The organism is Candidatus Thiopontia autotrophica, from assembly GCF_982804495.1.
Map to the genome: position 1 here is coordinate 15203 of NZ_CEYDPX010000018.1, position 14407 is coordinate 29609.

A 14407-nucleotide genomic window follows, 5' to 3' on the forward strand; every position below is an offset into this window, starting at 1 on the left:
GTAATGGGCAGTTCAGATCAAGAGAAGTTTGCATCCAGCAAACTGAAGGGAAAGGACCATGATGCCCTCCATCTCTATATGCAGGAGATTCGGGAGTTTCCGCTACTGACCGCGGAGGAGGAGTGTGCATGTGCACGTAAAGTACAAAAGGGTGACAGGGATGCCAAGAATCATCTGATTGAATCCAATCTGCGTCTTGTAGTAAGTATCGCCAGGCGTTATCAGAATCGAGGCGTCGCCTTTATGGATCTGGTGGAGGAGGGAAATCTTGGCCTGATTCGTGCTGTTGAAAAATTTGACCCAGAGCGAGGTTTTCGTTTTTCAACCTATGCTACCTGGTGGATAAGACAGGGGGTTGATAGAGCATTGATGAATCAGGCCCGTACAGTGCGCTTGCCAGTCCACGTCATGAGAGAGATGGGGCGTTATATGAGAGAGTCTCGTCGTCTTACTCAATCCATAAACCATGAGCCCTCAATTTCCGAGATCGCGACATCGCTTGATAAGACGGCGGAAGAGGTTGATAAAATTCTAAAGCTTAGGGAGATCCCGACATCAACGGAACTGCCGGTTGTGAAGGGCTCCAGCAGGACAGTTGGTGACAGAATTGAAGATACCTCACTGGAGGATCAGGATGATCTGTTTCTCAGGGACGAAATTTTCACCCATCTGAGCGAGTGGCTAGATAGCCTTAAGGAGCGTGAACGCAAGGTTGTTATTCACCGTTTTGGGTTGTTGGGAGAAGATGAGATGACTCTTGAAGAACTTGGCAAAGAGATGGGGATTACCCGTGAGCGGGTACGACAGATTCAGCTGGATGCACTTCAGCATCTGCATGATGTTCTTGAGCGCTCAGGCTATTCAGAAGAGACACTTTTTTAGGTTGCCCTGGCTGTTTCCTGGTCATGGTTTCTACTCTATACAAGATTACTGAGGTATAATTTCGTCTAATTTTTTAGGGAATCTCTGAAAAAGCGTAATGGGATGGGGGTTTGGGGGAGGAGCTTTAACCCTTCCCCCATAGGATAACTTGAGAGGGAGCTCTGATTGAGTCACGAAGTGACTTAATCAGAGCTTCCTTAGGCACTAAATGATCGGAGTTAAGGTCTTGATTGAGGATTTCCAGAGAATCAAACGGTTGCCGCCATACGTATTCAATATCGTTAATGAGTTGAAGGCAAAGGCGAGGCAGCGGGGAGAGGACATCATCGATTTCGGGATGGGAAACCCCGATCAACCAACTCCGCAACACATAGTTGACAAGTTGACGGAGGCCGCACAACGTCCAGATACCCACCGTTACTCCATGTCCAGGGGCATTCCGCGTCTACGCAGGGCAATATGCAACTGGTATCATGACCGCTACGAGGTTGATCTGGATGCGGACTCAGAGGCAATCGTAACCATTGGATCAAAAGAGGGGCTGGCACATCTGGCATTGGCTACTGTTGGTCCGGGGGATACTGTGCTGGTTCCCAATCCAGCCTACCCAATTCACCCTTATGGCTTCATTATTGCGGGGGCAGATATCCGTCATGTTCCGCTTACTCCTGATGGGGATTTCTTTGCAGAGCTCGAGAAGGCGATCAAGAATTCATGGCCACGCCCCAAGATGTTGGTGCTCAATTTTCCAGGCAATCCAACAACCCACTGTGTTGATCTGGAGTTCTTTGAAAAGGTTGTGGCATTGGCAAAAGAGCATCAGATATGGGTTATCCACGATCTTGCCTATGCAGACATCGTGTTTGATGGTTATCAATCACCATCAATTCTGCAGATAGATGGTGCCAAGGAGATTGCAGTAGAGTTCTTTACCCTCTCTAAAAGCTATAATATGCCAGGATGGCGTGTTGGTTTCATGGTTGGTAATCCGACACTGGTTGCTGCCCTGGCACGAATGAAATCATATCTTGATTACGGCATGTTCACCCCGATACAGGTGGCGGCAATAGCTGCACTTGAAGGGCCTCAGGAGTGTGTCCATGAGATTTGTGACATGTATCTCAAGCGCAGGGATGCACTCTGTAGCGGCCTCAACTCAGTGGGCTGGGAGGTGGAGCCACCAAAGGCAACAATGTTTGTGTGGGCACCAATTCCTGAGCCTTATCGTGAGATGGGGTCACTGGAGTTCTCCAAGAAATTGTTGAGTGAGGCCAAGGTTGCGGTCTCTCCGGGAATCGGATTTGGTGAGTATGGAGATGGCTATGTCCGTTTTGGATTAATTGAGAATGAGCACCGTACCCGACAAGCGGTACGTGGAATCAGAGAGATGTTCAAGAGTGATGGTGTTCTTGACGTTGAACAGTAACAGGGAAGTAATTAAAAGATGAAGCCAGTAAAAGTAGGTGTTCTCGGACTGGGGACAGTTGGTTGTGGAAGTGTAAATGTACTAACCCGCAATGCAGCAGAGATAGCACGTCGTGCTGGTCGGCAGATTGAGATTAGTATGGCTGCAGTACGTGATCTGGAGCGCCCGAGAATCTGTGAGACAGAGGGGATACGGCTGACTACGGATCCGTTTGAGGTAGCTAATGATCCGGATATTGATATTGTTCTGGAGTTGATGGGCGGCACCGAATTTGCCCGTGAGGTGGTGGTGCAGGCACTCTCGCAGGGCAAGCATGTGGTGACTGCCAACAAGGCACTGATTGCAACCCATGGCAATGAGCTGTTCGAGTTGGCACAGGAGAAGGGGGTCATGGTTGCCTTTGAGGCTGCAGTGGCTGGTGGTATCCCGATCATCAAGGCGATCCGCGAAGGGCTGGCAGCTAACCAGATTCAGTGGCTGGCTGGAATAATTAACGGCACCGGAAATTTCATTCTCACAGAGATGAGAGACAAGGGACGCGCCTTTGATGATGTGCTCAAGGAGGCGCAGGAGCTGGGTTATGCCGAGGCAGATCCAACTTTTGATGTAGAGGGAATTGATGCAGCACACAAGCTGACCATTCTTGCCTCCATCGCCTTTGGTATTCCGCTGCAATTTGACAAGGCGATGACAGAGGGGATAACCAAAATTACGGCAGAGGATGTCTCCTATGCAGAGGAGCTTGGATATCGCATCAAGCATCTCGGAGTGGCACGCAAGACTGAGGCTGGTGTGGAGCTGCGCGTACATCCAACCCTGATCCCGGAGAGACAGTTGATCGCTAATGTGGATGGGGTGATGAATGCAGTGCTGGTGATGGGTGATGCTGTAGGACCAACTCTATACTATGGAGCGGGGGCCGGTGATGAGCCTACCGCCTCTGCTGTGGTTGCAGATACAGTAGATGTGGTACGTGCATTGACTGCAGACCCTGAAAACAGGGTGCCACATCTGGCATTCCAGCCTGATGCCCTGAAGGATTTACCGATACTGTCAATTGATGATATCGAGACCGCCTACTATCTGAGGATGGAGGTTGAGGATCGATCTGGAGTGCTTGCAGAGATCACCAGGATTCTGGGGGAGGAGGAGATAAGTATCGAGGCCTTTATGCAGAAGGATATCGAGAATGAAGGGTCAAGAGCACCCATTGTACTTTTGACCCACAAGACAGAGGAGGGGCGGATGAACCGTGCGCTCTCTGCCATTGAGGCGCTGGATTGTGTATATGGATCGGTTATGCGGATCCGTATGGAGACACTCGATTAAAATATGGTAACCACTCACCCATATGAGCCTGCTCTCTTTCTCTTCTCAAAGGCTGCTTCTATCCCTGTTTGCCACCCATTTTTCAGCACCTGCCAAAACTCGCTACGCTCAAACACTGGCAGGCTTCTTCTGAAAAACAGGCAGAAAACAGGGCGCAGCCACTGCGTTGATAAAGAGAACCGGCTCATATGGGTAAGCGGTTATAATTATGTGAGGCCATTTAGGGCTGAAAATTTTGTAGTTGGAGAAAACTATCGTGCCATTTAGAAAACACTACACAGGTCTTTTGGATCGTTACCGTGACCGTCTGCCCATAAGCGAGGATACAAAAATCATCGATCTGGGCGAGGGCAATACCCCGCTGATCAAGCTGAAGAATATCCCCGGTGAGATGGGGGTCGATGCAGAGATCTATGTGAAATACGAGGGGCTCAATCCAACAGGTTCATTCAAGGATCGTGGCATGTGTATGGCGGTGACCAAGGCGGTAGAGGAGGGTAGCAAGGCTATTATCTGTGCCTCTACCGGAAACACCTCGGCTGCAGCGGCGGCCTACGCGGCACGCGCCGGTATTACCGCTTTCGTACTTATTCCAGACGGCAAGATTGCGCTGGGCAAGCTTGCTCAGGCAATGATGCATGGGGCGGTAGTGATTCAGATTCATGGCAATTTTGATGATGGCATGCAGCTGGTGAAAGAGGTGGGTGAAGAGGCTCCGGTTACCATTGTTAACTCCATCAACCCGTTCCGCCTGCAGGGTCAGAAGACAGCGGCATTTGAGATTATTGAGGAGCTGGGCGCTGCCCCTGACTACCACTGTCTGCCAGTTGGTAATGCGGGCAATATCTCTGCCCACTGGATGGGGTATGTGGAGTATGCCGAGGATGGCATCGTTCCGACCCGCCCAACCATGGTTGGTTATCAGGCTGCAGGGGCTGCCCCCTTTATGCGTGGCGAGATGGTAGATGAGCCAGAGACTGTGGCAACTGCAATTCGTATTGGTCACCCACAGAGCTGGGACAAGGCGTGGAATGTGCAGAAGGAGTCTGGCGGCTGGTTTGACGAGTGTACGGATGAGGAGATACTGGCCGCACAGAAACTACTGGCAGAGAGAGAGGGGGTCTTCTGTGAGCCGGCATCGGCAACATCTGTAGCGGGTGCTCTGCGTGATCTCAAGAGTGGAAAGATCCCGGCTGGCAGCAAGATTGTATGTACCCTGACTGGACATGGGTTGAAGGATCCAGACACAGCTATTAAACAGAGCACGCGGGAACTGATTACTGTTGATGCGACCCTGGAAGATGTTAAGGGAGCAATCCTTAACAACATGTAGTCTGTGGAGATATTTCGTGTAGCGCCTGTACACCTGGTCGCAGACTGGGATGTGCTTCGTCTTTTCGAGATTGAGCCGGGCTCCATCTCTGTCAAAGAGCAGCAGGATTTGATTAATAGACTTGAGCCGCTGTTTAGTGAGATGAACATGGTGCTCAGTTACCATGATGATCTCGACTGGAGGCTGCAACTCTCGACAGGGGTGGCTGTAAAGACAACACCTCTGCACCATGTGGTTGGTGCAAATGTCCATGATGCCATGCCTGCAGGGGACGATGAGCTTCTATGGAAGCGTCTCCTCAATGAGGTGCAGATGTTGCTGCACCATGCATCAATAGGTGATCTCGCAGATAGTCACATATCTATTCCCCACAAGGTTGAGGGGGCTAATGGCATCTGGGTATGGAGAGAGCCATCGCGTTTTGAGAAGCTGATAGAGCGGGGCAAAACCATTTTTTCCAGACGGGCCTCAAGACTGTGAGAGTTGTCCAGCGCACCGTTCCTGACAGCCAACCGCTGGAGGGGGTGCCATCCATACTGGACCGCATATATCGTTCTCGTGGCATCCGCTCTGTTGCAGAGCTGGACCACTCCCTGAAGAATCTTCTCCCTATATCCTCCCTGAAAAATGTGGAACAGGCTGCAGAGCTTGTTGCCTCCTCTATCGGTCGTGGTGACTCCATTGTTGTTGTTGCCGACTACGATGCGGATGGCGCAACTGCCTGTGCGGTCTCTATGCGTGGCCTCAAATCGATGGGGGCAAATATCAATTATGTGGTGCCAGATCGCAAGAGACATGGTTATGGCCTCTCTGAAAAAGTAGTTGAATTAACATTAAAATATAAACCTAATCTATTGATAACGGTAGATAATGGAATATCGAGTATTGGCGGGGTAGAGGCGGCAAAGAGGGCTGGAATGGCTGTAGTAGTTACCGATCATCATCTTCCTGGTGACCAGCTTCCGGCAGCCGATGTGATTGTAAATCCGAACCAACATGGTGATGATTTTGCAAGCCCCAACCTCGCCGGTGTTGGGGTTGCCTTTTATCTGGTGTGTGCTGTCAGACAGAAACTGGGGTCTGACTTTAACCCGGCAACATTGCTGGATCTGGTCGCAGTTGGAACAGTTGCAGATGTGGTGAGGCTGGATCGGAATAATCGGATTTTGGTGAACAGCGGTATTCAGCGTATTCGTCAGGGTCACTGTTCACCAGGTGTGGCTGCACTGCTGGAGGTGGCGGGTAGAGAGCAGGGTCGTGTAGTGGCCTCCGATTTCGGATTCACTGTTGGCCCTCGAATCAATGCGGCAGGACGCATGGCGGAGATGGGGGCGGGGATTGATTGTCTACTGGCAGAGGATAGGCAGCAGGCTCTTACTCAGGCGCAGGCACTAGACAGCATCAACCGACAGCGTCGTGAGGTAGAGGCAGGAATTCGGGAGGATGCAGAATCCATCATAGAGTCCCTGCATCTGGATGGGGAGGGGCTCTCTTCAGCTCTTGCCCTCTATCAGCCACACTGGCATGAGGGTGTGGTTGGAATTGTTGCGGGGAGAATCAAGGAGCAGTTGCATCGGCCAGTAATTGTCTTTGCCCGTGGGGAAAGTGGCACCCTGAAAGGCTCTGCACGCTCTATCTCTGGTCTTCATATAAGGGACCTGATTGATGCCATATCCAAAAAAAGTCCCGGCATGGTTCTCCAGTTTGGGGGGCATGCAATGGCAGCAGGGGTGTCCATTCGTGAACACGATTTTGAACTCTTCAGAACCCTGTTTGAACAGTCGGTCTCCACTCTGGTCAGTGAGGAGATGCTGGAGGGGGTGCTTTATACTGATGGTGGACTCTCCAGTGGAGAGCGTCTGCTAGAGACGGCAGAGCTGTTGAGGGAGTCAGGTCCCTGGGGACAGGGCTTTCCCGAGCCCCTGTTTCGGGATGTTTTTGTTCTGGATGACTGGCGCATCGTTGGTGAGAATCATCTGAAACTTGTTTTGGGTGATAGCGAATCTAGTGATCGTGTAGATGCAATTGCCTTTTATCAGTCAGAGCAGTTGCTGCCGGAGCGGGGTGATAATCTGGAGATTGTCTACCGGATGGATGTCAATCGATGGCGGGGTAGAGATAGTTTACAGTTAATTGTAGAGACCATTATCAACTCGTAACGTAAGTATCAATCGTTCCAAAAACAGTGGCAGTTTTGTTCATGCAGCTCACTCAAGCACATCCATGTGTCGCTCGATTGCGGACGTCCTGTCCGCAAACGGCTGCCCGCACAAAACTGCCACTGTTTTTGGAACGATTGATAGCTCAGCAATTATCATTATGGCTAACAGTTTATGATTTCTCTCCTAAAACTATTTGCACAACTTCTCAGCTTGGTTTCGCTAAAATGCAGAACTCAGGCTGGCGCCCTCAAACAGCTGCATTTTTTACGCTATACCGCGCCAAGAATCTGTTGCAAATAGTTTTTAAAGTCGATCAATCATAAACTGTTCGCCATAATGATAATTGCTGTAAGTAGTTACCATTGAGCCACTATTTACATGGGGAGAGTGTGTATAATTCCCCACTGTTTATAGAAGTTCACAGGAAGCAGGCAACCATGATTGAGTTCAACCCAATCTACAATCAGATCAAAGATCTACAGGGGCGCACAGAGGCTCTTAGGGGGTATCTTTGACTATGCTGAAAAGGCAGAGCAGCTGATTGAGATTAATCGTGAGCTGGAATCACCCGAGGTCTGGAATGATCCGGAGCGGGCCCAGGGGCTGGGAAAGGAGAGGGCTCGACTGGAGAAGATTGTAGAGGGGATTGATCGGCTCTCCAGCGGTACAACAGATGCCAATGAGCTGCTGCAGATGGCAGAGGCAGAGGGTGATGATGATACTGTTGAAGAGGTTGTTGCCGATCTTGAGTTGCTGACCGCAGAGATTGAGATGCTGGAGTTTCAGCGCATGTTCTCTGGGGAACAGGATGCATCCAATGCCTTTATCGATATTCAATCCGGGTCTGGCGGAACAGAGGCTCAGGATTGGGCGGAGATGTTGTTGCGGATGTATCTGCGCTGGGGTGATCGTCGTGGTTTTGATGTGGAGTTGATGGAGGTATCGGCGGGTGAGGTGGCTGGCATCAAATCTGCCACCATTCAGGTTAAGGGTGAGTATGCCTTCGGTTGGCTGCGGACAGAGACTGGGGTGCATCGCCTGGTACGCAAGTCACCCTTTGATTCAGGTAATCGTCGACACACATCTTTCTCTTCGGTATTCATCTATCCTGAGGTGAACGAGGATATTGATGTAGAGATTAACCCCTCCGATTTGCGAGTGGATACATATCGGGCCCAGGGAGCTGGTGGTCAGCATGTAAATACTACTGATTCAGCAGTTCGTATTACCCATGAACCATCTGGTATTGTGGTGCAGTGCCAGAATGAGCGTTCTCAGCACAAGAACAAGGCAACTGCGATGAGCATGTTGAAGGCCAAGCTCTACGAGATGGAGCTGATGAAACAGAATGAGGAGAAGCAGGCGGCAGAGGATGCCAAGTCTGATATAGGGTGGGGCAGCCAGATTCGCTCCTATGTGTTGGACCAGTCGCGGATCAAGGATCTGCGGACAGGCCATGAGACCGGAAATACGCAGGCGGTTCTGGATGGTGATCTGGATCCGTTTATTGAGGAGAGTTTGAAGTCTGGGTTGTAAAGTCATCTCCGCGCAGGCGGAGATCCAGAAGAGAAGAGCAAGATGTCAAAAGAACAAAACCAGAAAGTTGATGAAAACAGATTAATCGCGGAGCGGCGTCGCAAGCTTGATCTGCTGCGTGAGGAGGGGAATGCTTTCCCCAATGATTTCCGCAGGAATGTGGTCGCTGGTGAGCTCCATGCCGAGTACGGAGAGATGGAGCCCGAGGTACTGGAGGAGCGGGGAGTTCGGGTAGCAGTGGCTGGACGGATGATGGCCAAGCGCGTCATGGGCAAGGCGGCCTTTACCCATCTCAAGGATATGAGCGGAAAGATACAGCTCTTTGTGCAGCGGGATGCCCTGCCAGAGGGGCTGTATGCAGGCTTCAAGAAATGGGACATTGGAGACATTATTGGTGCTGAAGGGGTTATGTTCAAGACTAAGACTGGAGAGCTCTCGGTCAAGGTTGACTCCATCCGGATATTGACCAAGTCGGTTCGCCCGCTACCGGAGAAATTTCATGGGCTGACAGATACCGAGGCTAGATACCGTCAGCGTTATATCGATCTGATCATGAACGATGCCTCACGAGATGTATTCAAGACTCGGGTTCAGGTAGTGCAGTATATCCGCGACTTTCTCAATGGGCGCGGCTTTATGGAGGTGGAGACCCCGATGATGCAGGCGATCCCTGGAGGGGCAACTGCGCGTCCATTTACCACCTACCATAATGCGCTGGATATGGAGCTCTTCTTGCGGATTGCACCAGAGCTCTACCTCAAGCGTCTGGTTGTTGGGGGGTTTGAGAGGGTCTACGAAATCAATCGCAACTTCCGTAATGAGGGGCTCTCAACTCGCCATAATCCTGAATTCACCATGATTGAGTTCTATGAGGCCTATGCCGATTATCAGGATCTGATGGACACCACTGAGGCGATGTTGCGTGGAGTGACGGAGGAGGTGTTGGGTTCCAGTCAGGTAAGCTATCAGGGCGACACCTATGACTTTGGCAAGCCGTTTGCCCGGATGACAGTAAAAGAGTCGATTTTGCACTTTAATCCGGATCTTGCAGAACAGGATCTGGATGATCTTGATAGTGCCAGAGCAGTAGCTGAGAACATGGAGATTCCCCTGAAAGACTCTTACGGTCTGGGCAAGGTGCAGATTGAGATTTTCGAGAAAACAGTAGAGCACCGTCTTATGAACCCAACATTTATTACGGCATACCCTACAGAGGTCTCTCCACTGGCTCGTCGCAATGATGATGATCCATTTGTTACCGACCGTTTTGAGTTCTTTGTTGGTGGTCGTGAGATCGCCAATGGCTTCTCTGAGCTTAATGATTATGAGGATCAGGCGGAGCGTTTCCGCAGACAGGTCGAAGAGAAAGAGGCTGGTGATGATGAGGCCATGCACTATGATGAGGACTACGTAACTGCGCTGGAGCACGGTATGCCACCAACGGCGGGTGAGGGCATCGGTATTGATCGGCTGGTAATGCTCTTCACCGATTCGCCATCTATCCGTGATGTGTTACTGTTTCCACATATGAGACCGCAAACATAAGAGAGACAAGTAAGGAAAGCATATGCCTCCAGTTGTTGAACAGAGTGGTCTGAACTGGACCGACCTGGTAATTTTGGGAATTATTGTGATCTCGACAGGGATCAGTCTGCTTCGCGGCTTCTTCAAAGAGGCGATCTCTCTCGTGACCTGGATAATTGCATTCTGGGTGGCGTTAAATTTTTCTGCAGATCAGGCCCATATTTTTGAATCTCTGATAGAGACCCCATCTCTGCGTGCAGGGGCATCATTTGCCCTACTGTTTTTGGTCACCCTGATTCTCGGTTCATTGATAAACAAGGCCATGCAGAGTCTGATAGATTTTTCAGGGTTTGGAGGAATGGACCACCTGTTGGGAATGTTCTTTGGTGCGGCACGAGGTGTATTGATTGTCTCGCTGCTCGTGCTATTGGCTGGCCTTACCCCTCTGCCACAGGATAACTGGTGGCATGAATCACTGTTGCTGGAGTATTTTCAGGAGGTTTCAGCATGGTTGACAGAGTATTTTCCTGAACACCTGCGTAGCTACTTCTCGTATACTCCGGTTGTCTGAGTATCGCTTTATATTTTCGAACATCACTGAACTAATTATCTATGTGCGGAATTATCGGAATTGTCTCCAGCTCACCAGTTAACCAGCAACTCTATGATGGATTAACTGTACTGCAACATCGTGGCCAGGATGCGGCAGGTATCATGACCTGTGATGAAGGAAAAATATTTTTAAGGAAGGCCAATGGCCTTGCCAAGGATGTTTTTCATACCCGCCACATGTTGCGACTGCAGGGGAATATGGGGATTGGTCATGTCCGTTACCCTACGGCAGGATGTTCATCTTCCGCGGAGGCACAGCCTTTCTATGTGAACTCCCCATATGGCATTGCTCTGGCGCATAATGGCAACCTCACCAATGCCGACAAGATCAAGCAGGACCTCTATCTGGAAGATCTTCGTCACATCAATACAGAGTCTGACTCCGAGATTCTGCTGAATGTTTTTGCTCATGAGCTTCAGCACCTTGGAAAGATGCATCTTGATCTAGACGATATGTTTAATGCTGTTTCAGGGGTGCATAGACGCTGTCAGGGAGGTTATGCGGCAGTAACCCTTATTACTGGATATGGCATCGTTGCATTTCGTGATCCATTTGGTATTCGCCCTCTATGCATAGGTGAACGTACACTTGATGATGGCCGCAAGGAGCATATGGTCGCCTCGGAGAGCGTGGCGATTGATACGCTTGGTTATCAGTTGGTACGTGAGCTGGACCCAGGTGAGGCAGTATATATTGATAACAGCGGAGAGCTGTTTGCGAAGCAGTGTGCAGAGAATCCGGTACTATCTCCATGTATTTTTGAGCATGTATATTTTGCCCGTCCAGACACTATTATCGATCAGGTCCATGTGCACAAGGCGCGCCTCCGTATGGGTGAAAAATTGGCGACCAAGATTCTCCGAGAGTGGCCAGAGCATGATATTGACGTGGTTATCCCAATTCCGGACACCAGCAGAACTGCAGCCTCTGAGCTTGCCTATGCCCTGAATGTTGTCTATCGAGAGGGGTTTATCAAAAATCGTTACATCGGCCGCACATTTATTATGCCTGGTCAGCAGCAGCGCAAGAAATCGGTAAGACAAAAACTCAACCCTCTTGGGCTGGAGTTCAAGGGGAAGAATGTATTGCTGGTTGATGATTCAATTGTACGTGGAACCACCTCTGCACAGATTATCGAGATGGCCCGTTCCGCTGGTGCAAGAAAGGTATATTTTGCCTCGGCGGCACCGCCGGTGCGTTATCCGAATGTTTATGGGATTGATATGCCGGTTGCGTCCGAATTGATTGCACATGATCGTACCGAGGAGGAGGTTGCAGAGTTGATTGGGGCCGATCGCCTGATCTATCAGGACCTGCAGGATCTGATAGATTCAGTGCAGGAGGGTAATCCGCAGATCAAGCAGTTTGATACCTCGGTGTTTGATGCCAACTACGTAACGGGCGGGATTGATGATGACTATCTTGAAAACCTTGAAGCAGCACGCTGTGACTCTGAAAAAGAGAAGCGCAATCAGCAGGATGATGAGGTGCTCGGTGTTCATAATTCCATATAAACTTGAGGTATAGAGGGGGCAGTTATGATTGATCCAGAGGAGTACGGTTTCGCAACCAGAGCCATTCGAGCCGGTCACCAGAGAACCAATGAGGGTGAGCACGGTGAGGCAATCTTTCCTACCTCCAGCTACGTTTTTGACTCTGCCGAACAGGCAGCGGCCCGATTTTCTGGAGATGAACCAGGAAATATCTACTCCCGTTTCACCAACCCTACAGTAAGAACATTTGAGCAGCGTCTAGCCGCTCTGGAAGGTGGAGAGCGTTGTGTGGCAACCGCATCAGGCATGTCGGCAATTCTCTCAACCTGTATGGGTGTCCTGAAGGCTGGCGATCATGTAGTGGTATCTCGCAGTGTTTTTGGAACCACAGTTGTTCTCTTTAACCAGTTTATGGCCAAGTTTGGAGTAGAGGTAACGTTTGTCTCTCTAACCGATCTGTTGCAGTGGGAACAGGCAATGCGCCCCAATACCCGCCTCCTTTTTCTTGAGACCCCGGCAAATCCATTGACTCAGGTTGGAGATATCAGTGCACTGGCTGAATTGGCGCATCGCAATAACGCTCTATTGGCGGTAGATAATGTCTTCTGTACACCGGCACTGCAGCAGCCACTGGCGCTAGGGGCAGATATCGTTATCCACTCTGCAACCAAGTATCTGGATGGCCAGGGGCGTGCAATGGGTGGCGCAGTGGTCGGTTCCGAGGAGGTTGTTGGAAATGATGTATACAGCTTCCTGCGTACAGCCGGCCCCTCCATGAGCCCGTTTAATGCGTGGATCTTCCTCAAGGGGCTGGAGACCCTGAAGTTGCGGATGGATGCACATACAAAAAATGCTACGGAATTGGCCGGGTGGCTGGAGCAGCAATCTGAGGTCTCGGTAGTCCACTATCCCGGTCTTGAGAGTCATGCCCAGCATGAGCTTGCCTCAACCCAGCAGAGTGGTGCGGGCGGAATACTCTCGTTTGAGCTGAGTGGAGGAAAGGAGGCTGCATGGAAGATGATTAATGCTACCGAGATGGTCTCCATCACCGCAAACCTCGGTGATACAAAAACAACCATCACTCACCCCGCGACCACAACTCATGGCCGCCTTACTCCGGAAGAGAAGGAGCAGGCGGGTATTAGTGATGGCTTGGTGCGGGTAGCGGTAGGTCTGGAGGAGATCGAGGATCTGAAGATGGATCTCAGTCGTGGTCTCGAGTGACCTCCTGAATCTGTTTGATGAGACCGGGCTAACCCTATTTCTGGATAGTCTGGAAGAGAAGCTGGAATCGACAGAGCGACTCTACGAGCTCTGGAAGAGTGGAGGCCTCAGCTCTGAATCCATGAATCAACCTGATCCAATCAGGCAGGCAGGCCATCCACACAAACCGGAACTGGTGCCACCAAGAGAGCTCAAACGGAGAAGGCTCGGGAGTCCGGAAGGGCATGCATCCATGCTTCATGCTATTGCCCATATTGAGTTTAATGCAATTAATCTTGCTCTTGATGCAGTCTACCGTTTTCGTGAGATGCCAATCGCATACTATGATGACTGGTTGCGGATTGCAGATGAGGAGCGCTATCACTTTCAGCTTGTCAGAGAGAGACTTAACCAGCTGGGGTATGAGTATGGTGATTTTCCCGCCCACAATGGTCTCTGGGAGACTGCGGAGAAGACAGCTTCTGACCCACTGTTGAGAATGGCGCTAGTACCAAGAATTCTTGAGGCCCGTGGCCTAGATGTTAATCCGGGGATTATGGATAAGCTCGCCTCAATTGGTGATCAACAGAGTGTTGAAACATTGAAGATTATTCTGCGTGACGAGGTGGGCCATGTGAAAGCGGGGACCAGATGGTTTCATCATCTCTGTGGTAAACGTGGCGTGGATCCTGAGGAGACATTTGAAAGCCTGGTGCGCGAGCATATGGCTTATGTCATACGTGGACCATTCTATCTGCCCGGAAGGGTTGAGGCTGGATTCAGTGAGTCAGAGATTGGGTTTCTACAGCAACTTGATCGTGACAACCGGAAGCGGTCTATACCCAAATCCTCAGATAGAAACGTAGGATAATGTGCAACAGATTGATCCATAGAGCAAATTTGATT

At 50.4% G+C, this 14407-nt stretch carries 12 protein-coding genes; all 12 read left to right on the forward strand.

Translation table 11 applies throughout. The features are described 5' to 3' along the window. Nucleotides 1-3 precede the first annotated feature (3 nt). The 12 genes from AC3ZFK_RS06380 (at nucleotide 4) to AC3ZFK_RS06435 (ending at nucleotide 14372) form a co-directional block, all read left to right on the forward strand. The gene (locus tag AC3ZFK_RS06380; protein ID WP_487507054.1) at nucleotides 4-882 is read left to right on the forward strand and encodes a sigma-70 family RNA polymerase sigma factor; all 879 of its coding nucleotides are present in this window, start codon (nucleotides 4-6) and stop codon (nucleotides 880-882) included. Nucleotides 883-1090: 208 nt separating this feature from the next. After that, complete coding sequence (gene alaC, locus AC3ZFK_RS06385) at nucleotides 1091-2308, forward strand: alanine transaminase (protein ID WP_487507055.1); 1218 nt, start codon at nucleotides 1091-1093, stop codon at nucleotides 2306-2308. 18 nt (nucleotides 2309-2326) lie between these two features. Continuing rightward, complete coding sequence (locus tag AC3ZFK_RS06390; protein ID WP_487507056.1) at nucleotides 2327-3637, forward strand: homoserine dehydrogenase; 1311 nt, start codon at nucleotides 2327-2329, stop codon at nucleotides 3635-3637. A 256-nt stretch (nucleotides 3638-3893) separates the two neighbouring features. Further along, nucleotides 3894-4970 carry a threonine synthase gene (thrC, locus tag AC3ZFK_RS06395; RefSeq protein WP_487507057.1) on the forward strand — a complete coding sequence of 359 codons (1077 nt, stop codon included), beginning with the start codon at nucleotides 3894-3896 and terminating at the stop codon, nucleotides 4968-4970. A gap of 3 nt (nucleotides 4971-4973) precedes the next feature. Next, complete coding sequence (locus AC3ZFK_RS06400) at nucleotides 4974-5450, forward strand: hypothetical protein (RefSeq protein ID WP_487507058.1); 477 nt, start codon at nucleotides 4974-4976, stop codon at nucleotides 5448-5450. After that, nucleotides 5447-7129 (forward strand): single-stranded-DNA-specific exonuclease RecJ, encoded by a 1683-nt coding sequence (gene recJ / locus AC3ZFK_RS06405; protein WP_487507059.1) that lies wholly within the window; start codon nucleotides 5447-5449, stop codon nucleotides 7127-7129. The genes AC3ZFK_RS06400 and recJ overlap by 4 nt, the downstream gene beginning before the upstream one ends. Nucleotides 7130-7569: 440 nt before the next feature. After that, nucleotides 7570-8668, forward strand: a protein-coding gene (prfB, locus tag AC3ZFK_RS06410; RefSeq protein ID WP_487507060.1) for a peptide chain release factor 2 whose coding sequence is annotated in 2 segments (ribosomal slippage) — nucleotides 7570-7644 and nucleotides 7646-8668 — 1098 coding nt in all. Because the reading frame shifts where the segments join, the coding sequence is not laid out codon by codon here. A 42-nt stretch (nucleotides 8669-8710) separates the two neighbouring features. Next, nucleotides 8711-10213 (forward strand): lysine--tRNA ligase, encoded by a 1503-nt coding sequence (gene lysS / locus AC3ZFK_RS06415; RefSeq protein WP_487507061.1) that lies wholly within the window; start codon nucleotides 8711-8713, stop codon nucleotides 10211-10213. 22 nt (nucleotides 10214-10235) lie between these two features. Further along, on the forward strand, nucleotides 10236-10763 hold the full coding sequence (locus AC3ZFK_RS06420) for a CvpA family protein (RefSeq protein ID WP_487507062.1): 528 nt from the start codon (nucleotides 10236-10238) through the stop codon (nucleotides 10761-10763). A 41-nt stretch (nucleotides 10764-10804) separates the two neighbouring features. Then, nucleotides 10805-12319 (forward strand): amidophosphoribosyltransferase, encoded by a 1515-nt coding sequence (gene purF, locus AC3ZFK_RS06425; protein WP_487507063.1) that lies wholly within the window; start codon nucleotides 10805-10807, stop codon nucleotides 12317-12319. 24 nt (nucleotides 12320-12343) lie between these two features. Further along, nucleotides 12344-13522 carry an O-succinylhomoserine sulfhydrylase gene (locus tag AC3ZFK_RS06430; protein ID WP_487507064.1) on the forward strand — a complete coding sequence of 393 codons (1179 nt, stop codon included), beginning with the start codon at nucleotides 12344-12346 and terminating at the stop codon, nucleotides 13520-13522. Then, nucleotides 13509-14372 carry a ferritin-like domain-containing protein gene (locus AC3ZFK_RS06435; RefSeq protein ID WP_487507065.1) on the forward strand — a complete coding sequence of 288 codons (864 nt, stop codon included), beginning with the start codon at nucleotides 13509-13511 and terminating at the stop codon, nucleotides 14370-14372. Before AC3ZFK_RS06430 ends, AC3ZFK_RS06435 begins: the two co-directional genes overlap by 14 nt. Nucleotides 14373-14407 lie beyond the last annotated feature (35 nt).